General features: G+C 51.2%; 15 protein-coding genes. 13 read left to right on the top strand and 2 right to left on the bottom strand.

Annotated features, from left to right (window positions below; all coding sequences use genetic code 11):
* Window positions 1–27: 27 nt before the first annotated feature.
* The 10 genes from PGRAT_RS22100 to PGRAT_RS22055 all read left to right on the top strand — a co-directional run bounded on the left by PGRAT_RS22100 (window position 28) and on the right by PGRAT_RS22055 (window position 16,265).
* Window positions 28–2,274, top strand: a complete 2,247-nt coding sequence (locus PGRAT_RS22100; RefSeq protein ID WP_042267249.1) for a glycoside hydrolase family 95 protein — start codon at window positions 28–30, stop codon at window positions 2,272–2,274.
* A gap of 1,169 nt (window positions 2,275–3,443) precedes the next feature.
* Entirely contained in the window at window positions 3,444–5,111 is a 1,668-nt protein-coding gene (locus PGRAT_RS22095) for a type 2 periplasmic-binding domain-containing protein (protein WP_025707656.1), read from the top strand.
* A 99-nt stretch (window positions 5,112–5,210) separates the two neighbouring features.
* Entirely contained in the window at window positions 5,211–6,197 is a 987-nt protein-coding gene (locus tag PGRAT_RS22090; protein WP_025707655.1) for an ABC transporter permease, read from the top strand.
* Between the two features lie 14 nt (window positions 6,198–6,211).
* The gene (locus PGRAT_RS22085; protein WP_025707654.1) at window positions 6,212–7,123 is read left to right on the top strand and encodes a carbohydrate ABC transporter permease; all 912 of its coding nucleotides are present in this window, start codon (window positions 6,212–6,214) and stop codon (window positions 7,121–7,123) included.
* Between the two features lie 129 nt (window positions 7,124–7,252).
* On the top strand, window positions 7,253–8,782 hold the full coding sequence (locus PGRAT_RS22080) for a response regulator transcription factor (protein ID WP_025707653.1): 1,530 nt from the start codon (window positions 7,253–7,255) through the stop codon (window positions 8,780–8,782).
* 25 nt (window positions 8,783–8,807) lie between these two features.
* Complete coding sequence (locus tag PGRAT_RS22075) at window positions 8,808–10,616, top strand: sensor histidine kinase (RefSeq protein WP_025707652.1); 1,809 nt, start codon at window positions 8,808–8,810, stop codon at window positions 10,614–10,616.
* Window positions 10,609–12,132, top strand: a complete 1,524-nt coding sequence (locus tag PGRAT_RS22070) for a response regulator transcription factor (protein ID WP_042267246.1) — start codon at window positions 10,609–10,611, stop codon at window positions 12,130–12,132. The genes PGRAT_RS22075 and PGRAT_RS22070 overlap by 8 nt, the downstream gene beginning before the upstream one ends.
* Before the next feature lie 97 nt (window positions 12,133–12,229).
* Window positions 12,230–13,249 (top strand): endo-1,4-beta-xylanase, encoded by a 1,020-nt coding sequence (locus PGRAT_RS22065; RefSeq protein WP_025704008.1) that lies wholly within the window; start codon window positions 12,230–12,232, stop codon window positions 13,247–13,249.
* A 45-nt stretch (window positions 13,250–13,294) separates the two neighbouring features.
* The gene (locus PGRAT_RS22060; RefSeq protein WP_042267243.1) at window positions 13,295–14,722 is read left to right on the top strand and encodes a glycoside hydrolase family 43 protein; all 1,428 of its coding nucleotides are present in this window, start codon (window positions 13,295–13,297) and stop codon (window positions 14,720–14,722) included.
* 28 nt (window positions 14,723–14,750) lie between these two features.
* Window positions 14,751–16,265: a glycoside hydrolase family 43 protein gene (locus PGRAT_RS22055; protein WP_025708021.1), complete on the top strand. Its 1,515-nt coding sequence runs from the start codon at window positions 14,751–14,753 to the stop codon at window positions 16,263–16,265.
* 193 nt (window positions 16,266–16,458) lie between these two features.
* Here PGRAT_RS22055 and PGRAT_RS22050 read toward each other — a convergent pair whose 3' ends face one another.
* Entirely contained in the window at window positions 16,459–17,220 is a 762-nt protein-coding gene (locus tag PGRAT_RS22050; protein ID WP_025708020.1) for a helix-turn-helix transcriptional regulator, read from the bottom strand.
* 183 nt (window positions 17,221–17,403) lie between these two features.
* On the opposite strand from PGRAT_RS22050, the gene PGRAT_RS22045 reads away from it, so the two are divergent.
* From PGRAT_RS22045 to PGRAT_RS22035, 3 genes are all read left to right on the top strand, one after another.
* On the top strand, window positions 17,404–19,218 hold the full coding sequence (locus tag PGRAT_RS22045) for a family 43 glycosylhydrolase (RefSeq protein ID WP_025708019.1): 1,815 nt from the start codon (window positions 17,404–17,406) through the stop codon (window positions 19,216–19,218).
* 177 nt (window positions 19,219–19,395) lie between these two features.
* Window positions 19,396–20,382 (top strand): glycoside hydrolase family 43 protein, encoded by a 987-nt coding sequence (locus PGRAT_RS22040; protein ID WP_025708018.1) that lies wholly within the window; start codon window positions 19,396–19,398, stop codon window positions 20,380–20,382.
* A 124-nt stretch (window positions 20,383–20,506) separates the two neighbouring features.
* Window positions 20,507–21,301 carry an alpha/beta hydrolase gene (locus PGRAT_RS22035; protein WP_025708017.1) on the top strand — a complete coding sequence of 265 codons (795 nt, stop codon included), beginning with the start codon at window positions 20,507–20,509 and terminating at the stop codon, window positions 21,299–21,301.
* 137 nt (window positions 21,302–21,438) lie between these two features.
* On the opposite strand, the gene PGRAT_RS22030 is transcribed toward PGRAT_RS22035, so the two are convergent.
* The gene (locus tag PGRAT_RS22030; RefSeq protein WP_025708016.1) at window positions 21,439–23,217 is read right to left on the bottom strand and encodes a type 2 periplasmic-binding domain-containing protein; all 1,779 of its coding nucleotides are present in this window, start codon (window positions 23,215–23,217) and stop codon (window positions 21,439–21,441) included.
* Between the last annotated feature and the right edge of the window lie 14 nt (window positions 23,218–23,231).

The following is a 23,231-nucleotide window of genomic DNA, read 5'->3' as shown; positions in this document are numbered from 1 at the left end:
TATGCGGATTGAAGGAGTGTATCAATAATGACAAGCATGGAACACAAGCGGCAGTTGTGGTACAGCCAACCGGCGCGGGAATGGAACGAGGCTCTGCCGATTGGCAACGGGCGGCTCGGTGCTATGATTTTTGGCGGTACGGCCGAGGAGAAGCTGCAGCTCAATGAGGATTCCGTATGGTACGGCGGTCCGCGTGACCGCAACAACGAAGACGCGCTGCCTCAGTTGCCCGGGATTCGCAAGCTGATTCTGGAGGGAAGGCTGCGCGAGGCGGAGGAACTGGCTGCCATGTCGATGGCGGGACTGCCCGAAGCGCAGCGGCATTATTTGCCGCTGGGCGAATTGCTGTTATCGTTTGGCGGCCACGGGCAGCCTGCCGAGGACTACAGGAGAGAGCTTGATTTGGCAAGCGGCGTTTCCCGGATCAGCTATCGGATGGGTGAGGTTCAGTATACCCGCGAGCTGTTTGCAAGCTGCCCGGATCAGGCTATTGTCCTCCGGATTTCCTCCGGCCAGAAGAACGGGATTTCCCTGAAGGCAAGGTTTAACCGCCACAACTGGCGATACCTGGAGAAAACCGGGAAGTGGCAGAACAGCGGACTGGCGATGAGCGGAGATTGCGGCGGCCATGGGGGCAGCTCCTTTGCCGCTGTCTTGAAGGCAGTCACGGAAGACGGCCTCTGCCGCACCGTCGGCGAGTATCTGCTTGTGGAAGGGGCAAGCTCGGTTACGCTGCTGCTTGCCGCAGGAACCACGTTCCGCCATCCCGATCCGGAGCTTTCCGCCAAAAGACGGCTGGAAGAGCTGAGCCAGGTTCCCTATGAAGTACTGCTGGACCGGCATGTTGCAGATTACCGCGGACTGTATGGGCGGGTTACGCTGACGCTGCCGGAGAACCCGCATCTGAACGGGCTGCCGACTGACGAGCGGCTGAAGCGGTTTCAGAAGGGGGAAGAGGACAACGGCCTGATAGCGACCTATTTCCAGTACGGCCGCTATTTGCTTATCTCTTCCAGCCGCCCGGGCTCCTTGCCCGCGAATCTGCAGGGCATTTGGAATGACAGCTTCACCCCGGCCTGGGACAGCAAATTCACGATCAATATCAATGCGCAGATGAATTACTGGCCCGCCGAAATCTGCAATCTGGCCGAATGCCACGAGCCGCTGTTCGAATTGATCGAGCGGATGCGGGAGCCGGGGCGGGTCACGGCCAGGGTCATGTACGGCTGCGGAGGATTTACGGCGCATCACAATACGGATATCTGGGCAGACACGGCTCCGCAGGATACCTATCTGCCGGCGTCCTTCTGGCCGCTGGGCGCTGCCTGGTTGTGCCTGCATCTATGGGAACATTACCGGTTCAGCCAGGACCGTTATTTTCTGGCGCAGGCGTATGAGACGTTGAAGGAGGCGGCCAGATTCCTGCTTGATTATTTGGTGGAAGACGAAGACGGCCGGCTGATTACCTGCCCGTCCGTGTCCCCTGAGAACACCTATAAGCTGCCGGGTGGCGAGTCGGGAGTGCTCTGCGCCGGGGCTTCGATGGATTTTCAGATTATTGAAGCATTGTTTGGGGCTTGTATCCGCAGTGCGGAGATCGTCGGCAGGGATGAGGCGTTCCGTGAAGAACTCTCCGCCGCTCTTGAGCGCCTGCCAAGGCCGCAAATCGGGAAATACGGGCAGATTCAGGAATGGATGGAGGATTATGAAGAGGTGGAGCCGGGGCACCGCCATATCTCCCATCTGTTTGCGCTGTACCCGGGCGACGCCTTCACTGTGGAGCATACGCCGGAACTGGCTGAAGCCGCCCGGACGACGCTGGAACGCAGGCTGGCCAGCGGCGGCGGCCACACCGGCTGGAGCCGGGCCTGGATCATCAACTTCTGGGCCCGGTTGCAGGATGAAGGCCAGGCTTACGCGAATGTCCGCGCTCTGCTGGAGCATTCTACGCTGCCCAACCTGTTCGACAACCATCCGCCGTTCCAGATTGACGGCAATTTTGGAGGAACGGCGGGAATTGCCGAGATGCTGCTCCAGAGCCATACGGAAGGAATCAAGCTGCTGCCCGCGCTTCCGCCAAGCTGGAGCGGGGGCAGCGTCAAGGGTCTGCGGGCGAGGGGCGGATATACCTTCGATTTCACCTGGGTGGAGGGACTGGTTACCGAAGCAGTTGTGACTTGCACAGTTTCCGGTCCTTGCAAGCTGGAGGGGCCCGGTCTTGAGCCCGTTGTGTTCAACGGAGAAGCCGGAAGCTCCTATACATTCACCCGGTAAAATGAAATAGGGAAATCTCATTTTGTCCTCTTGTCCTCGTATAGGAAATGATGCAATGTCCAAACAGTCCGTTGGTCCTGCTGAATAGAGAAATCCTCCTCCATAACGGCTTTCCTGTCCGCAACAGCGGCGGAAAGATCGTGAAGGGAACTCAGCCTGTCCGCAGAGGGACCCACGCGAAACCGCACGGTCAACAGCGGATGTCCCACCACTGTGGGCGAGAGAGGCGGCGGCCGATCGGCCCGGAACCAACGGCATAGATACGTTGTTGGAGAGGCGACGGCCGGTAAGCCCGGAACCAACGGCATAGATACCGTTGTTGGAGAGGCGACGGCCGGTAAGCCCGGAACCAACGACATAGATACGTTGTTGGAGAGGCGACGGCCGGTAAGCCCGGAACCAACGACATAGATACCGTTGTTGGAGCCGCCGCGGCCGGCCGGTTTTTCCGCGTCTTGGAAGCAATGAAGTAAGTGATTAGCCGGTTAGCTCTCCTTATTCCAACGAACGTCTGCAAACCGGTCCCTTAAGCAAGCATTTGTTGGAAAAAGGGAGCTTATTTCTCCTCATTAATCAACAATTGTGAGGTTTAAGTGGAAAAAGTAAAACTAATTGGATTATATTCCCTTATTGGGGGCAAAATGAGCTGAATTAGTTATCCTTTTTCCACTTCACCTTGCGAAAACAGGGTGCAGGAGCAAATTAGGTTTCCTTTTTCCACTTGGGAGTTGCCGTAGGATTCATGGCAGTCGTTCTCCAGATAACGCAGCCAGCTTGTCCGCATCCAAGTTGCGGCTCAGAGCCGATGTCATGAACAACAAATGCAACTGACGTTCTATGAAATCGTCCTGCATGACTTTTGCTTACCTGCAGCATAACTTTTTTGTGAACATTTACTTATATCCATTTTATGTAAATTTGGCAGGGGCAAGTCTCGTGCATTAGCAAGTCTATGGGCAAGCCTTGTGCATTAGCAAGTCTAGGGACAAGCCTCGTACATTAGCAAGTCTAAGGAGTACTTGAATAGCAAACGTTTTCATTTTATCGTATTTTTAGGGGGGAAGAACTATAGTTTATGAATTGGAAGCGCATTCTTGAAAGGTATAATTATAGTTGTCACCAGGTAATTGACAGTAACAAACGCACTAGTCAAAAGGGGAGGCATAACAATGCATAAAACGGCAAAACGTTCGGCCCGGGCACTAGCAGCCGGTGTATTCGCACTAACATTGGCACTGACAGGCTGCAGCTCGAATAATACGAGCAGCAACACGGCGAGTGGGGGAACTGCTAGCCCGGCGGCAAATGGAGACGACAATGCTCCGGTAACATTCTCGGTATTTATGAGCGGTCCCGGTCAGCAGCCTACGGCCGACAACAAGATTCTCAAACTGATGAAAGAAAAAACCGGCGTCAGCTTCAATATGGAGTTCCTGGTAGGCGACCTGCAGCAGAAGCTGGGAGTAATGATTGCCGGTGGAGACTACCCGGACATTATGTCGGGCGATGACAAATTAATCAATGCCAAAGCTTACATTCCGCTTGAGGATTTGATTGAGAAGTACGCTCCCAACCTGAAGAAGCATTATGCCGCGGTCTGGAATCAGATCAAGGATGAGAGCGACGGCCACATCTACGTTCTGCCAAGCTATGGCGTATATCAGGGTAAAATCACTGAACCGACTTACCAGGGACCAGGCTTCTGGCTTCAGAAAGCCGTACTTGAGGAAATGGGATATCCGACACCGAAGACCCTGGATGAGTATTTCGATATCATTGCCAAATATAAAGAAAAGCACCCGGATATGATCGGGTTTGAGTCGCTCAACTTCGACTGGCGCGTCTTCCCGCTTCAGAACGCTCCTGAGCATCTGTCGGGCCATCCGAATGACGGGGCCGTTATTGTAGACAACAACAAAGCGCAGATTTTTGCCGACAAGGACATTGCTAAGACCTATTATAAGAAGCTTAATGAAATTAACGCACAAGGCTTGATGGATAAAGAAGCCTTCGTACAGAACTACGACCAGTACTTGGCCAAAATCGCAAGCGGCAAGGTCATCGGCATGTTTGACCAGCACTGGAACTTCCAGGATGGAGAAACCTCTTTGATCTCCCAGGGCAAAATTGAAAATACGTATATCGGCTTCCCTCTGCTCTATCCGGGTGCTGAGGAATGGTATCGTGACCGCGGAGCGGTCGGCACCAACCGCGGATTCGGGATTTCAATCAATGCCAAGGACCCTGTCCGGATTATCAAATTCTGGGATCAGATGATTACAGAAGATTGGCAGAAAACGATCCAATGGGGCATCAAAGGCGAAGATTATGAAGTGAAGGAAGACGGCACATTCTACCGGACGCCGGAACAACGGGCGAACGCAGATAAAACCAGCTGGCAGGTGGCTAACAAAATCACAACCATGCATGGATATATGCCTAAGATTCAAGGTACCTACAGCGACGGGAATGCAGCAGATCCCGGAACTCAGCCGCAGGAATTCTTCGACAGTCTGAAGCCTTACGATCAGAAAATCCTGAAGGCGTACAACAAGAAGTCATGGTCTGAATTCTTCAAGGAACCGAAGGAAAATAATATCTACTTCCCTGCCTACTCCATCGTTCTTAAGGACGGTTCGGCAGCCCAATTGGCACAGTCCAAGCTGAACGACCTTCAAGTTAAATATTTGCCGAAGGCCATTATGGCAAGTCCCGCAGAGTTTGAAGGGGTCTGGACGGATTATGTCAACCAGATACACAAGCTGGACATCAAGGCATATGAAGACCGGATGAATGAAGGTATTCAGCAGCGCATCAAAAACTGGAGCGTGAAGTAGTGTAATTCAATGCTGGAAACAGAGCGGGAAATCGTATTTCCCGCTCTTCATTAATCCGGATAGTGTGGAGAGAATGATCTTACAGGAGGGATACACTACATGTCTGATACCGTACTGGACAAACAGGTCAAAACACAGAAGACCAGAAAACGCAGAGTCGATCCGGAAATCGGTGTGAGCCTTAGCTGGAAGACGCTGAAAATGCAGAAGCAGCTTATTTTCATGTCAGTGCCGATTGCCATTTATTTAATTATTTTTAACTATGCACCCATTTGGGGCTGGCTGATGGCCTTTCAGAACTACCGTCCGGCACTGTCCTTCGGCAAGCAGGAATGGGTTGGCTTGCAGCAGTTCAGATTTCTGTTTGAAGATGAGACCTTTATGATGGTGCTGCGCAATACGGTTGCCATGAGTTTTATAAACCTTGTTCTAGGTACTGTTACAGCAATTGGCCTGGCTTTGCTGTTGAATGAGATCAAAGTCAAGTTTTTCAAACGTATCGTTCAGTCTATTTCGTATTTGCCGCACTTCTTGTCCTGGGTCATCGCGGCAGGTATCGTTGCCACTTCGCTGTCGATTGATGACGGAATTGTCAATATCGTCCTAATGAAGCTTCACTTAATTAATGAACCGATTATGTGGCTCAGCGAAGGGAAATATTTCTGGGGCATTGTCGGGGCTTCGAACGTGTGGAAAGAAGTGGGCTGGGGCACTATCATTTATCTGGCAGCCATCACCTCGATTGATCCTTCGCTGTATGAGGCAGCGTCGATGGACGGCGCCAAACGTTTTCAGAAGATGCGTTATGTCACGCTTCCGGGGATTAAGGCTACATTCGTTATTTTGTTGATTATGAACATCGGACATATTCTGGATGCCGGCTTTGAACTGCAATATTTGCTTGGCAACGGGCTTACTGTGGACTGGTCGCAAACCATTGATATCTTTGTACTGAAATATGGTATCTCTATGGGGAATTATTCTCTGGCTACCGCGGCAGGGATCTTCAAAACCATCGTCAGTGTCGTTCTTGTATTCATCGCAAATTATATCGCAAAACGCCTCGGCGAAGAGCGATTAGTATAGAGGAGGAAGCCCATATGAAAGCTGTGACGAAAAGCTCAAGCCGCATTGAGCCGGTTGTATTTCATACAATCAACACGATATTTATGCTCTTTGTGGTTGCCATCACGCTCTATCCATTCCTCCACACGCTGGCTGTTTCTTTCAATGACGGCAGTGACACTCTTTCGGGCGGAATTTATTTCTGGCCCCGTGCCTGGACCATGGAAAACTATAAAGCCGTCTTTATTTCAGGGACGATCTACCATGCCGCTTTTATCTCTGTGTCCCGTACGATACTCTCAACGGTATTAGGCGTTTTTCTGACCACCATGCTGGCGTATACGCTGGCGCAGCCGCAATACATTTTCCGTAAAAAAATCAGCATGCTGTTCATCCTAACCATGTATTTCAATGCCGGCTTGATTCCGAACTACTTCCTTATTAAAGAGTTGGGCCTGCTCCATAGCTTTTGGGTCTATATCCTTCCAAGCTTGGTCAGCGCATTCAACCTGATTATCATGCGGACGTATATCCGCGGCCTTCCAGGCAGTCTCACGGAGTCGGCGAAGATCGACGGGGCGGGGGATTTCCGGATTTTCTGGAAAATCATCTTCCCGCTGTGTACTCCGGTGCTGGCAACCGTAGCTTTGTTCATCGCTGTAGGCTCATGGAACGCCTGGTTTGACACGTTCCTGTACGCATCATCGGATATCAAGCTCAGCACACTGCAATATGAAATGATGAAGCTGCTCGGTTCAACCATGAGCACGAACAATGATCCATCTCTGCTGGCGGGCAATCAGCACAATCAGCAGCAGGCTTTGGTTACACCGGCTTCCATCCGTGCAGCCATCACTATCGTTACTGCAGTGCCGATATTGTTTGTCTACCCTTTCTTGCAGAAATATTTCGTGGTAGGATTGAACTTGGGAAGTGTTAAAGAATAACTGGACTTATCGGTTTAGATAGACCATAGGTGAATAACAACCGTTTCGGCAGCGGCCGAAACGGTTTCTCCTGTTCAAATACTGTCAGCCTACCGGAATCAAAATTTAGAAATAAAGATGGTGATGCCAATGCTTAAGGTAGTGTTTGCCGATGATGAGCCGCTGATGCTGGAAGGGCTGCGATTCTTGGTAGACTGGGAGGAACTGGGCTTTGAAGTGTGCGGCGAGGCGCTGGATGGCGAAGATGCGCTGCAGCTTATTTATAGCACACGGCCTGATTTGGTTATAACCGATGTACGCATGCCTGTGATCGACGGCCTGGAGCTTATTGAAAAAATTTCTGAAAGCGATTTCCAACCGAAGTTCATCATTTTTAGCGGCTATGCTGACTTTGAATATGCCAAGAAAGCCCTTAAGTATGGGGTGTCCAACTATTTGACCAAACCCCTGGATGAAAAAGAACTGACCGAGGCACTGCAGGCCGTAGCCCGGCAAATACATGCTGAGCGCAAGCTTGCTTCACGGCGCGAAGCGGTTTCCGCCTTCATGCAGGTGGAAACCGTATCCCGTCTTCTGATGCGGGAGAATCCTGCAGAAGAAGAATTGGAAGCGGGATTGAAGGCGCTTAAGATCCGTCCCGATTCCCGGATATGCTGTGTATTGGCCTGGGGTGCTTTGCTCGACAGCATGCAGCTGCAAAGCCAAGTCTGTTCCATGAACGCCAAGGAGCCGTTCCGCAATATAACTGCTTATCCTTTTACGGCCGGAAGCCATAAGCATGGCTATTTGCTGGTTTCCCCCCAGGAAGGTCCGGTGCTTGACCCCAAGATGCTGGCAAGCTGGATCAATGAGGTGCGGACTCAATACAGCAGTCACGTTCTTTTCTCGGCAAGCCTTGAGCATCATGGGGTGAAGTTTCTGAATGCTGCCTATAATGAAGCGCTGGCGGCTGAATTATGCAGAGCGGATTCGGACAACCGCGGTATTGGTTTCTTTCGGGAACAGGACAAGGATCAATTGGCGTTGTTTCCGGCAGAACTGAAGAAATCGCTGCTGCAATCGGTTACCCAAGGGGAATTGGACCGGTTAAGCTTGCTATTGAGCGATGTATTTAAAATTTTTTCGACGGATGTTGCTTCAAATGCATGGATCGACGCTTTTCTGGCCAATATCAAAGCGGAGCTGCTCCGTGAAATCGACGCAAGAGGAGGGGACTCGGCAGTATGGGCGAATAAGTGGTTTCCGCCCCGGGTCACCGCTTGCTGCTTGCCGCTGCTTGAGCGGCAGACGGAGGAAGAGCTGCGTGAAGCTGCTGAATGGTTCGCAGCAGCGGACAACAATCAGGAAGACCGGATCGTATCGGCGGCAATAGACTATGTCCGGGCGCATTATCAGGAGAAGCTGAAGCTGCAGGACATTGCGAAGTACTTGCATGTGAATTCCGCCTATCTGGGACAACGAATCAAGAAATACTATGGCGTTTCCTTTAACGAATTTCTCCATGAATACCGCATTGAAGAAGCCAAGAAGCTGCTGCGCCGGACAGATATGTGCATTTCGGATGTCTCGGGGCGTGTGGGTTATTCCGATGCGGATTTGTTCGCTGCCAAGTTCAAAGCGCTGAATGGCGTTTCGCCTTCGGTATACAAGAAGGGCTAATTCCAAGGGGGAGGAGGGGAGCGGCATGAAGGGGAAACGGAAACCATCTGCCATCATCAACGATGTCCCGCTCAAATACAAATTTCTGTTTATCTATTTGCTGTGCGTTCTTGTCCCCATACTCACCATTAACGCCCTCTTTTATGTTCAGATCAGCCGTAATGTGGATGCTCGTGAAAGAGGGAATCTTGAGATCTCTGTGGATCGGGTAGTCTATGATCTCATGCAAATCGTGAATGAATGTGTGGCGATAAGCAATACGGTTGCCGCGGACCGTGCCTATAATGAAATGATGGATTATGCTTATCCGGATAACGAGGCTTATTATGAAGCTTATGACAATGTTCTGAGGGATAAGATGCGGCAATACAGCAATCTGCATTCCTATATTTATTGGATGGGGGTGTATACTACGAATCCGACCATCCAGAATGGCGGCAGTTACTTTGTGTTGTCTGACAACGACAAGGAGAGTGAATGGTACCACAAAATTTCCAGTGGTGCGGACAACGTGCTGTTAACCTCTTACCGGGGGACCAACCCGCTCAATCCGCCTCAGCAGGAAGTGTTTGTCAGCCTTATCCGCAAATTGGACAGCTTTACGGGACAGCCCTACCGTAAATATCTGCGAATCGATCTGCGGTTGAACAATGTGCAGGAGCTGTTCCAGAAAGAGCGCGACTATTTGCGGTTTAAGCTCGTGGATGGGCAGAACCGTGTCGTGCTGGAATCGGATCATTCCTACTACTCCCTGGATAAAAACGACTTGTTAAACGTTAACACGGACGAAGGCCAGTCGTCCAAGCAGATTGTCCGTTCTTTGGGCAGCGCAGGATATACGAAAGGCTGGAAGTTGATCGGAACGCCGGAAGGCAAAGAAATCAATCATGAGATGAGCCATGCGCTTCGGGTTTCGCTAATTTTTGCTGTGCTGACGATCATTATCCCTACCCTATTAATGATCTTTATTTTACAATCCTATAATCTGAGGGTAAGGCTGCTCTACAAGCACATGAAGCTTGTCAAATACGAACATTTTGAGAACATTGATATGTATGAGGGAAAGGACGAGATCGGCGGCTTGATCCGCAGCTTCAATCTGATGACGGAGAAAATCCGCAACTTGATCAATGATGTGTATAAGCTGGAAATTCAGAAAAAGGACCTTGAGCTGGAGCGGGTAAGAGCCGAATTGAACTATCTGGAAAGTCAGGTAGACCCGCATTTCCTCTTTAATACGTTGAACGCCATATTGGTCATTTGCAAGAAATATAAGTATGAAGAGGTCACCGATGTAATCCGGAATCTGGCCCTTATTCTGCGCAGGCTGCTGAGCTGGAAGGACGATCTGATTACCGTCGAGGAAGAAATATCTTTTATTGAAATGTATCTGCAGATTGAAAAATTCCGCTTTCAGAGCCGGTTCACTTACGACATTGATATCGACCCCGCCGTGCTGAATTGCCGGATTCCCAAAATGAGCGTCCAGGCACTGGTGGAGAACTCCTGCAAGCATGGTCTGCAGTCGGTCAAAGGTGCAAGGAAGATTCACGTGTCTGCTTCCATGAACGATGCAGGTCTAATAATTGTTGTGACTGACAACGGAAAAGGAATCGAGAAGGAGAAGCTGGAGTGGATCGAGTCCCACCTGCAATCGGAGCAAGACTCCAGTAAAAATATCGGACTCCGGAATGTCTATAAACGCCTGATGATGTATTATGACGGAAGAGCCGGGTTTACCATTGAAAGCACCGAGTATGAACGGACGGCTATCACAATTCAAATTCCCATTGACTTGGCAATGGCTCCAAAAGTGGAGGGATCCCATGTTTAGAGTGGTTTTAGCAGATGATGAAACGATTGCATTAGAGGGTCTGAGAACGTTGACCGATTGGGAGGAGCTGGGCTTCGAAATTTGCGGAGCCTGCGAGAACGGGGAGGAAGCGTTGGCTGCGGTTGAGGAGTGTTCCCCTGATCTGGTGATTACAGATATCCGTATGCCCGGCATAGACGGCTTGGAGCTAATCAAGCGCGTACGCCAGTTGGAGATGGAGCAGCCGGTCTTCGTAGTACTCAGCGGATACGGCGAGTTTGAATATGCGCGGACTGCCCTCCGCTACGGGGTCAGACACTATTTGCTGAAGCCTGTTATGGAAGAGGAATGGGATAAAGTGCTTGCAGCCATTTCGGACGAGCTGGAAACGCGTGTTAAGCAGAAGATGCAGCAGAACATGCTGGCGAACCGGCTTCTTCCCGTTGCGATCGCCCATATGCTCGAAGGGCAGTGGGCGGAGCCGGAAGAGGAGATTGCCGAGCAAATGGACCGTCTGGATGAGGCGGTTTCGGGGTGGACTTATATACATGTGGACGGCCCCAAAAGCAGTATCACGGAAATCTGCCGGGAGCTGGCTGGTTCGGTGGGCGCCTTGTTTATTGATTTGCCCGGCGATCAGGCGGGGATTGTTGTAGATAGCTCAGCACGGGCGGCGGAGCTGGCTAGGCGGGTACATGCCGAGTTGTCATTGTCAGGGAACGGGGGGAAGGGGGCGGTGAGCATCGGGCCGAGTGTGCAGTCGCTTCGGGAACTGCCTGTCTCCTATATGGTGGCAGCAAGGGCAGCCGCCCGCCACTTTTTCTATTCGGAGGCGGGCGGGCCCATTGACACCGCCACGAATGCCCGGAGCGAGATAAGCTATAATCTTCCTTCCGCAGTGCTGACCGAGGAACTGATGAGCGCAGTCGAGAGAGTGCAGGAGCAGAAAGCTTGGGATAAATTGCAGGAAATGTTCAGGATGTTTGAACAGAATAGGACTGCGCCTGAAGTTGTACAGATGACAAGCATCGATATCATGCTGAAAAGTATAGTGCTGGCGCAGGAATTCGGAGGGGAGGCTGAGCAATGGAGCGACTCTTTTGAATTTTTTAAATCAAAGCCAAAGTCGCTTGCAGCGCTGGAGGACACCCTTCTGGTTGTGTTGAATTCATGTATGGAATATATCAGGCAGCATAAGGAACGCGGCTCCGAGCATCCGCTTATACGGGTGGAGTATTTTTTGAAGGACAATTATTCCAAGGCATTGACCGTAAAAGAGATTGCGGAGCACTTTTACATCAATCCGGTATATCTGGGCCAGGCATTTATCAAGAAGAATGGAATCAGCATTCTCGAATATATTCATAATTTGCGCATCGAACAAGCCAAAAAGCGGCTGGCCGAGACAAGTGAGACCGTCCGGAACATTGCGGAGAATGTGGGTTATGTGCATTACCATCATTTTTTAAGAGAGTTTGAGAAGCGGACCGCGCTGAAACCGGTCGCTTACCGCAACCAGACCCGCGCTGAAGGTTGATGGGTAGATTTCTTGAATTTAGTAATGGTAAACGCATACAAAAACGATATCATAAACTTAACTGTCTGAAAAATATTGTAATTAGGAGGTTTTAGATATGACGCAGGCAAGCAGCGGATTACCCGCATTGCATGAATTGTTCCGGGACGCCTTCAAAATTGGCGCTGCGGTCAGCACTGATATTTTATCTGCCCAAGCTCCTTTCATTGCCAAGCATTTCAACAGCATTACAGCCGAAAATGTAATGAAGCCGGAGGAAGTCCAGCCTCAAGAGGGAGTCTATACCTTTGATGCCGCCGACCGTATCTTTGAATTCGCGGAGGCCAATCAAATCGGGGTCCGGGGCCATACGCTTCTCTGGCATAATCAGACAGGAGACTGGATGTTCCGTAATCCGGCAGGCGAGCCTTGTACCAGAGAAGAGCTGCTCAGCCGTCTGCAAACCCATATCCATACGGTTGTGGGACGATACCGGGGGCGGGCTTATGCCTGGGATGTGGTGAATGAAGCCATTGAGGATAAGTCCGGTCAATATTTGCGGGATACGAAATGGCTGGCAATGCTTGGAGAGGATTATCTCCGGGAGGCTTTTGAAATGGCGCATCAGGCAGACCCGGACGCCTTGCTGTTCTACAACGACTATAACGAGACCGATCCTGTCAAACGCGACAAAATCTACAAGCTGGTCCGCAGCTTACTCGACCAAAATACACCGATTCACGGGATAGGCATGCAGGGGCACTGGAATATCTATGGTCCTCCGGTTGGTGAAATCCGCGGTGCGCTTGAGCTGTACGCTTCCCTTGGCGTTAGAATCCACATTACCGAGCTGGATCTCTCTATGTTCCGGTTCGAAGACAAGCGGACTGATTTGAAAGCGCCAACAGAAGAGATGCTGAAGCTGCAGGAGGAACGTTATGCGGAGATTTTTGCCCTGCTGCTGGAATATAGAAAGGCTATTGATTCTGTTACCTTCTGGGGTGTGGCTGATGACTATACCTGGCTGGACGGTTTCCCGGTACGCGGACGTAAAAACTGGCCGTTCCTGTTTGACGAACATCAGCAGCCCAAAGCTTCGTTTGGACGCCTTGCCGAGCTGGCTGCTTCAAAATTATAACGCTGAATAAAGTTTGGAAAACTTAAGATAAATGGAGGAAATACAATGACAAGTCCATTGAATCAAGCAATCGGTAAGGTTCCGCCGAACGGCAATCCGCTGGTCGCGCATAGATATGGGGCCGATCCGTATGCCCTGGTGTTCGGGGACAGGGTCTATCTGTACATGACCAATGACGCGCTGGAGTACGACGGGAACGGCGTGGTGAAAGAGAACACTTACAGCAGTATCAATAAGATTGCGGTCATTTCCTCCAGCGATTTGGTCAACTGGACCGATCATGGCGAGATTGCGGCGGCAGGGCAGGAAGGGGCGGCCAAATGGGCTACCCAGTCATGGGCGCCTGCTGCGGTCCATAAGGTGATTGATGGCAAGGATAAGTTCTTCCTGTACTTCGCCAATAATGCCAGCGGCATTGGCGTTCTGTCGGGTGACAGTCCGGTGGGACCGTGGACCGACCCTATCGGTGAGGCCCTGATTCTGCGTTCCACTCCGGGAGCCGGGGACGTAACCTGGCTGTTCGACCCGGCGGTTCTGGTTGATGATGACGGCAAGGGTTACATCTACTTCGGTGGCGGAGTGCCGGAAGGAGAGTACGCGGAGCCTGGTACGGCACGGGTTATGAAGCTGGGGGATGACATGACCAGCGTAGAGGGGACTGCTGAGGTTATTCCAGCGCCATTTATGTTTGAGGATTCCGGGATACATAAGCGGAACGGTGTCTACTACTATACTTATTGCTCGAATTTCTATGACGGGGAACGTCCGGAGGGCAGCCCTCCTGCGGGAGAGATTGCGTATATGACAAGCGGCAATCCGATGGGCCCCTGGACTTATCATGAGACAATTCTGAAGAATCCGGGACATTTCTTCGGAGTATCCGGCAATAACCATCATGCGATTTTTCAATTTCATAACGAATGGTATATCGCTTATCACGCACAGACTTTGTCCAAAGCAGAGGGGATTGCAAAAGGTTACCGTTCGACGCATCTGGGCCGCCTCTTCCATAAGGAGGATGGCTCCATACAAAATATTGAAGCCGATTACAAGGGGGTGCAGCAGATCCAATGCTTAAGCCCGTATCACCGCGTACAGGGAACAACGATGGGGTGGAGCGCGGGCGTCAAGACGGAATTCAAGGCAGCGGCAGGTGAGTGCCTTGTAACGGATATTGACAATGGCGACTGGATCGGGATATCCGGGGTCGGCTTCGGAAGCGAAGGGGCAAAAGCATTCAGTGCTTCGGTCATAAGCCTTGAGGGCGGCGGTGCCATCGAACTGCATCTGGATGACCCGGCAGGCGTATTGGTTGGCGAACTGGCCGTTCCCGCCGCGAATGGGCCGGAGAAACGGATGGAGTTAAAGACGGAGGTTAGCGGAGCAGAGGGAGTCCATAACCTGTATCTGGTGTTTACGGGTAAATCCGGGACCGGTCTGTTCAAGCTGGAATCCTGGCAGTTCATGCAGTAATGGAATTTATCCTAAGGAGGGCAATGCAGTGAATACCACCACTATAACCAATCCTATTATATGGGCAGATGTTCCAGATGTTGACGTCATCCGGGTGGGTCCTGTGTTCTATATGATCAGCACCAGTATGCATTCCATGCCGGGCTGTCCGATTATGAAATCGGTGAACTTGAAAGATTGGGAAATTGTAAATTATGTGTATGATACCTTTGAGGATAATGATGCCCACCGTCTGCTGGATGGAGAAGGGATATATGGCAAAGGCTCTTGGGCGGCCTCCCTCCGCTTTAAGGAGGGGGTGTACTATGCCTGTTTCTCATCCAATGACATGGACCAGTTCTATATCTACCGGACCGAGGATATAGAGCATGGAACATGGAGGCGTTCAGTGATCCCGGGGCTTTACCATGACCCGGGCCTGCTCCTGGATGACGATGGCCGCAGCTATGTGATCTACGGCAATGGCGATATCCGGATCAAGGAGCTGACAGCGGATCTGACGCGGGTGAAGCCCGGCGGAACCGGTCAACTGCTGCTTGAAGGAGAACGGGAAGACATTGGGCTGCGGATCGAAGGCTGTCATGCGTACAAGCTGAACGGCTATTACTATCTGTTCTTTATTGAATGGCCGAGAACCGGCAATCAGCGCAGACGCCAGCTATGCTACCGTTCTCGCGAGCTTCTGGGTTCCTATGAACGGAGGGTCATTCTGGACGATGATCTGGGCTATCATAATAACGGCGTGGCGCAAGGCGGCATTGTCGATACTCCCCAGGGCGATTGGTACGCGGTGCTGTTCCAGGATCATGGTGCTGTCGGACGGATTCCCTGCGTGCTTCCTGTGAGCTGGGAGAACGGTTGGCCGGTCATCGGGGAGAACGGTACGGCGCCTCAAGTCTTTGCGACGAAGCTTCCAGCTGCGGAGCCGAAGCCGCTTGTCATCAGCGATGAGTTCGACTATGAGAGCAACCGGCTGGCGCTGAACTGGCAGTGGAACCATAATCCCGATAACGGGTTATGGTCTGTCACTGAGCGGCCGGGCCATCTGCGGCTGCGCACCGGCCAAGCAGCGGACAGCATCCTGCGGGCGCGCAATACGCTGACGCAGCGAACGGAAGGTCCAGCCAGCAGCGTGGAGACGGTGCTGGACCTCTCAGGCCTGCAGCCCGGCGACCGGGCAGGCCTGGTTGCCCTGCAAAACGGGTTCGGCACTGTTGGGATTGCAGCCGGGGAGCAAGGCCAGTTCAGCGTGTGCATGTGTGTCAACGGCGGCGGCGGCCGCGAGGAGACGGTGGAAAGTGTAAAGTTCACCGGTGACCGGATTTATCTTAGAATAGATTTCAATTTTGAGGATAGCCTGGATCAGGCCAATTTCTTCTATTCGGAAGACGGAACCGGTTGGAAGCCGATTGGCCGGACGCTTCATATGAAATTTACGCTGGATCATTTTATGGGGTACCGGATTGGCCTGTTCAATTATGCGACCCAACAGACCGGCGGTTATGCTGATTTCGATTATTTCCATTATATTAGGCAGAATTAGGTTTAGGCTTAGGCTCGCAGAAGCTATTCTATTGCACAGGGACCCATGTCTATACCGGCGAAAAATTTGCAGGGGCCAGGCCATTACGCCGGATGCGCCGCTGGAGCAGATTCCCCTGTTCTTCCGCGATGATGCGGCGCTGCCTGTCCCTGGTGAACACGTTTAATTTAACTGTCCTTCCGGTCCTTTTATTCTAGGCATGCTGATCCCGGTAGGCCCGGGGGGAGTAGCCGGTAAGCTGCCGAAACTGCCTGCAGAAATGCTCCACATTTGCATAACCGCAGAGCGCAGCAATCTCGGCAATTTTGTGCGGGCCAAATACAAGTTTTTCTTTGGCCAGCCGAATCCGGCATTGAATGACATCCTCCATACAGGAAATACCGAAGGTTGATTTATATATCGTTTGCAGATAACCTGCACTGATGTGCAGATACGCTGCCATCGATGAAACGGTCCAAGGGTGGCCCGGGTTATTGTACAGGGCCTTGCGCAATTCTAGAAGCTTATAATATTGCGGACTCAGCTTATCTTGGGACGCTTCGTGAAGCTTATTGAAGATGATTCTAAACAAGTAGTCGATGGAAAGCTCCCGATAGTCATTGTGAAAACTGTTCTCCAAAGTTAACAGCTGAAACAATTGATGGCAATAACCGGGGTCCGGCAGTGAGAATGGAACACCCACAGGCAAGGCGGTTTCCGTAATATAGGACTCGTCCGCATCAAAACGGACCCAGTCGTTAACGTACTTTATGGAGCAGGCACGGTAATGGATGGAATGGTTAGGCGGATACAGAACAGCAGAGTGGGCTGGAAACTCCTTCAATTCTCCGGCAACTTCAAACAGCGCTGCAGTCTGTGTGAGCACCAGGAGCCAGGCATCCAGGCCATCGGGGATACTGTACACAAAATCGTCAGAATGAGCAGCGTCAAACTCTACGTAGCGGATCTTGGGCATTAGCTTCTCCTTTCTTCGGATACATCAATTAATGGACAGGAAATATCATTGTTTGGAATTCGGTATTTTTCTATAATTTATATTGTCCATTAAGGGATTTTAGGGGGATTTCTGAATTCTACCACTGAAATACAAGTTTTCAGTTATTAGAAATTATCAATATGAAGGAAGGTCATTGGTCTTATGATACCACAACAATACGAAGACCGGAATTATATCCTTTGTTATACCCGGTTACCGCAGGAGGACATGGTATACGCTCCGAAGCTGGCGCACAGTATGCATTTGGCTTACAGCAATGACGGGCTTTTATTTCAGGAATTGAATCATAATTCTGGGGTGTTATTCGCCAAGGCGACAGAGAATGAGGAGGGTACACTCCGGGCCAAGAGCTTGAAGAATCCGTACCTGTTTCATACCGCTGAAGGGAATTTCGGGGTGATCGCCGTTCGTACGGAGGCAGAAGGCGAAGCCGATGCAGAGAGCAAGGGAAAGGTGCTGCTGTTCTCTTCCGGTGATTTGCTGCAGTATAGCGAAGTTGGACTGCTGGAGCTTAAGGCAGATACCTTTGTAAGCGATGTCGCCTGTGAGTATGATACCGGCCGGAAGGGTTACCTGATCCGCTGGATCGATGAGCTGGGTAACGGGTATCAGAATTTTATAGCCGATATTATGAGCTTGAAGGATATCTCGGCTCCGGAAGCGGCCCAGCCCTTTACACTGGAGCCAGTGCTTGCCGATATTGAGGGGATTCTGCCGCGCAACTACATCACGGTACCTAAGGAAACAGCCCGCAGGCTCTACTGCAAGCTTACAGTTCCGGCCAACATTGCCATTGAAATCCCGGACCGCGTAACAGCGGCTTCTGAAGAGGATGTAAAAGCCATCCGGGCCACGGCCCTGTACAGTGACGGCACCAAAGCACTGAAAAGGGTGAATTGGAACACCGACGAAATCCATTGGGACAAGGCAGGAACCTACAGAATTTCCGGTGAAGTCCATCAGGAGCATTACCCGTTTCCGGTTGCGTTCGACCGTGCGGACCCTTGCATTGCGAAATGGAAAGGAAAGTATTATTTCATTGCCACCAACGATGCGGACCAAAATCACACGTTATATATGCGGGAAGCCGATACCATCCCGGGTCTGGCAAATGCCGGGGAAGCATTGATCCTGGATTCAAATACCTATGAGCAGATCGGCGGGCTGCTGTGGGCGCCGGAATTTCATATCATTAAGGATGAGTTGTATATCTTTCATGCGGCAACACCGGGGGAATTTCTGTATGAAGAGTCACATGTCATGAAGCTGCAGGCAGGCGGAAATCCGATGTGCGCTGCCGATTGGTCGATGCCCCGGCGTGTGGTGAAGAAAGACGGTACGTATCTGTGCGAAGCCGGGAAGACCATTTCACTTGATATGACCGTAATTCAATGGAACGGAGAGTATTACGCCGCATGGTCGGAGCGCCAGTTCGTGCCTGTCGATCTTGGAGCTTGGATCTATATCGCAACAATCGACCCGCAGGAGCCGTGGAAGCTGACCAGTGATCCGGTGCTTCTGACCAAACCCGATTATGGCTGGGCCAATAATCATACCTTTGTGGATGAAGGGCCGTTCGCCCTCTACACCGCTGACAAATTATTTTTGACCTTTGCCAGCGCTGCGGTGGATGCAACCTATGTTGTGGGTCTCTTGACAGCCGCCAAGGGTGCGGATTTGCTGGATATCCGCAGCTGGACCAAAGGGAACTATCCGCTGCTGACCTCCAGAAGTGTGCCGGGGGAATATGGCCCGGGCCACAATTCCTATGTGACAGACGAGGATGGGGTCATTTGGAACGCCTACCACGCAAGACCGGGAATTGACGGACCGAGAAGCTCCGGCCTGCGCCGCGTGCATTTTGACATTGACGGTGTGCCGGTCCTGGATCTGACAGAGGATAAAGATCTGAACCAGGAGCTGAAAAAGGTATCCATTGAAGTAACCGTAGGCTAAACCGCGGGATAGATTAAATAGACATTCATACCGTCCATTGGCGGCACTTCAGACGATGAAATCTCGGAGAAGGCCCTCCATTTGGCTTCGCCAAATTCGAGGCTTCCATAACAATGTCGTATGAACTGCATCGTTATTTCAGGATAGAATATGCGATAACAAAAAAGGAGATGCAACATGAATTCAATTCCAAAGCCCAATCAACCGCTCGTCACTCATATCTATACCGCAGACCCGTCTGCGCATGTGTTTGAAGGCAAAATTTATATCTATCCTTCCCACGATCTGGATCATGACGGACCGAGCAATGACAACGGGGATCAATATGCTATGGAAGATTACCATATTTTATCGATGGAGAATCTGGCTTCACCGGTGGTGGATCATGGGGAGGCGCTTCATCTGAGAGACGTTCCCTGGGCCTCGCAGCAATTGTGGGCGCCGGATGCGGCTTTCAAGAATAATACCTATTATTTATTTTTTCCGGCCCGTGACAAGGAAGGCGTTTTCCGTATTGGCGTGGCGACTTCTCCTTCTCCGGCAGGTCCGTTTCAGGCACAGCCCGATTATATTCCGGGGAGCTACAGCATAGACCCTGCTGTCTTTGTCGATGAAGACAACCGGGCCTATATGTATTTTGGCGGACTTTGGGGAGGGCAGTTGGAGAAGTGGCAGACCGGAGAATTCAATCCCGGGCATGAAGGGCCTGCCTTGGACAAGCCGGCGATCGGGCCGCGTGTGGCGGTGCTGAGTGAAGATATGCTCTCATTTGAGGAGCAGCCGCAGGAAATTTCCATTGTAGACATAGAAGGAAACCCTATTCTTGCCGGCGACGAGGACCGGAGGTATTTTGAAGGACCATGGGTCCACAAATATAACGGTCTGTACTATCTTTCTTACTCAACAGGCACAATGCATACGCTGGTATATGCCGTCAGTGAGCAGCCTATGGGCCCGTTCACCTTCAAGGGAGAAATTCTGTCGCCCGTGATCGGCTGGACCACGCATCACTCCATTGTACAGTTTGAAGAGAAATGGTATCTGTTCTATCATGACTGCTCGTTGTCTGACGGTGTTAACCATAAGCGGTGCGTCAAATATACAGAACTGAAGTATAACCCGGACGGCACCATTCAACCCATCAATCCCTATCCGTCCAATTAAGCAGAGGAAACTCTTCTTTGGCTGCTATAGCCTTCAAATCGAAGCCACCAAAATAACAGTTGGAACCCTTGACCATTCACTCAGGCCGGGGGTTCCTTCATTGCCAAGAGAGGAATGAGCGGGTATGAACGAAAGTCATCCGAATTATAAGATGCATACGGCACCGGCCGGATATGACAAGGAGAGGGAAGGCATTGCCCGGGGGGCGATCCATACTATAGAATATCCCTCCACGACGGTAGGCAACACCCGGAAGGCAATGGTGTATATGCCGCCCGGTTATTCCGCCTCCGCCGGACAGGAATACAGTGTGTTATATCTGCTGCACGGGATCGGCGGAGACGAGATGGAATGGTACAATCATGGCCGGCCCCAGATCATCCTGGACAACCTGTATGCCGACCAAATGCTGAAGCCCATGATCGTCGTTCTTCCCAACGGCCGGGCGATGCTGAATGACCGCGCGGAAGGTGATACATTTGCTCCCGACAAGCTGCAGGCGTTCGAAACCTTCGAATCGGATTTGCTCTATGATCTTATCCCTTATATTGAAGCGAACTATCGGGTCCTGACAGACCGGACGCACCGCGCCATTGCCGGGTTATCGATGGGCGGAGGGCAGTCCCTGAATATCGGTCTGAATAACCTGGACCGGTTCGCCTGGATCGGGGCGTTCTCCCCGGCGCCCAACACGAAGCTGCCCGAGCTGCTGGTGCCGGAACCGCAGAAGACCGCGGAACTGCTCAGCCTGCTCTGGCTATCGTGCGGGGATCTGGATAGCCTCAAGCATGTCAGTGACCGGACACATGCCTATCTAGCGCAGCATGCTGTGCCGCATATCTGGGCGGAGGAAAACGGCGGCCACGATTGGCCGATCTGGAAGAACGGCCTGTACCAGTTCTCCAGGCGCATTTTTTAGCTGGCTGCTTACAGGCTACCTGCTGCTTGCAGCCTTATAAGACCAAAAGGGGACGTTCCCGACAGACCTGATATGGCTGTTGGGAACGTCCCTTTGATTAGATCAGGATATGCACAAGCGCTCAGTGTAGCAATGATTTATTTATTGGCCACTGCATCGGCACGCATTTTAACGATTTTTTGTGCTCTTTCCGTGTCCACGGCAAGGACATCATTCCAACCGAGACCAACTACGTCGGACTTCAGCTTGTTCCAGAGCTGATCGAATTCTGCCTGATCCTTGGCGAAGATCATCTTCCAGGATGTGTTCTTGACATAATCCGAGATCTGGCTGCGTTTGTTCTTGATATCCGATGAATCCGATCCGAGACTTGTATTAATATTTGGCACGATATCGATCATATTGTTTTTCTGATAGTATTCTGTCGGGGTGGTTGCGTTATACGCTTTCTGCCACTCCGTAGTCAGAACCGTCTTGTTCGCTTCTATGGTTGAGCTCCAGTAAGTGTTGTTGTAGAATTCTTTCGTTTCCGGATCGACGACAAAATCACTCATAATCATCGTGTTGAGCTTGCTCTGCCCATCTTGATATCCGCCGCCACCGTACTCATCAGGAACGGGGGTATTCTCTTGGAAAGCGGTTTGCCCTACTTCAGTCAGCTTAAATTTGCCTTCGGGAGTCTTTTCATAGTTGAAACCTTCGAATCCATTGGTGTAGTAGCGCAAACCTTCGGGAGAGGCCAGCCAATCCATGAATTCCATGATTCTTTCCGGGCTCTTCGCTTTTGAACCAATAGCAAATACTCTTCCGTTTCCGAAGTAGGCATCGCTGTTCTGGATAATATGGGTATCGGCGATTGGAATGGCTACATTGCCGTCGCCTTGGTTGCCTCTTTCAATGGTGTTGTAGAAGCCTCTTTGCCAGGAGTACCACAAGAGAAGAACCTGCTTGTTGGTCAGCTTTTCAGAGACTTTATTCCAATCCTGGGACGGCGAGTCAGGGTCAACCAGCCCCATTTTGTTGGCGTCATAATAGAATTGGAGGATTTTCTTGTACATACTATTGTCGTCAACGAGCGGAACGATATCGCCCTTTGCATTCAACTGAAGGGTGGAGGTTCCGTTCGGCTGCTCATAACCGTACCAGTTGCTTAGCCAACGAACGTTCTCCATACTTCCGTTGTCCCAGTCCTTCCACAGGGTAATCGGAACAATGGGTTTGCCGTCCGGTGTCTTGGGATACTTCTCCTGCATCTGCTTCAGGGCATTCATCAGATCCGTCAGATTGTTCAGCTTGGGAGAGCCTATCCCCTTGTAATAATCCCAGGGCATAATCGGGCTGGAGTAAGGGATTTCTTCCGAGAAGGTGGTTGGGGAAGTGTCCGAAACAAAAGTCGGCAGCGCATAAATTTTACCGTCCTTATTGACGCTTTCGAATGCAGCATTGAAAGGCTTAAAGTGATTGTCTACATATTTGGACAGGTACTCTGTATTCTTGATCTTGTCCGTGAGATCCATAATCATACCCGCCGGAATCAATTCCTCCAACTGGCTGTTTTCAATAATAAGAAGGTCTCCCAAATCTCCCGAGGCCGATCTTGTCTTGTACAGCTGATCGCCGGCAACCTGCGGAGACAGAATATTTAGAGTGATGTTGAACTTATCCTTAATCAGCTTTCCGTACCATCCGGTCTGCTCTCCCTGGTAATTGGCCGCATTGTCGAATACGGTAATGGTCAGCGGTTTGCTGTGATCGATGCCTGCACCAGGCTCGGCTGACCCGGTTGCTGTCCCTGCCGCTGTCCCTGCGGCATTGTTGGAATTGCCGCTGCATCCGCTGAGTGCCGTCGCTCCCAGAAGAAGTATGGTGCCAAAGAGCAGCAGAGATTTTTTGGCCAGCTTATGATGTGTATTCATTTACAGCCCCCCAA

Origin of the sequence: Paenibacillus graminis (assembly GCF_000758705.1) — a bacterium.
In the GTDB taxonomy this organism is placed as follows: domain Bacteria; phylum Bacillota; class Bacilli; order Paenibacillales; family Paenibacillaceae; genus Paenibacillus_AQ; species Paenibacillus_AQ graminis.
This window is presented reverse-complemented; position numbering and strand designations above follow the sequence as displayed.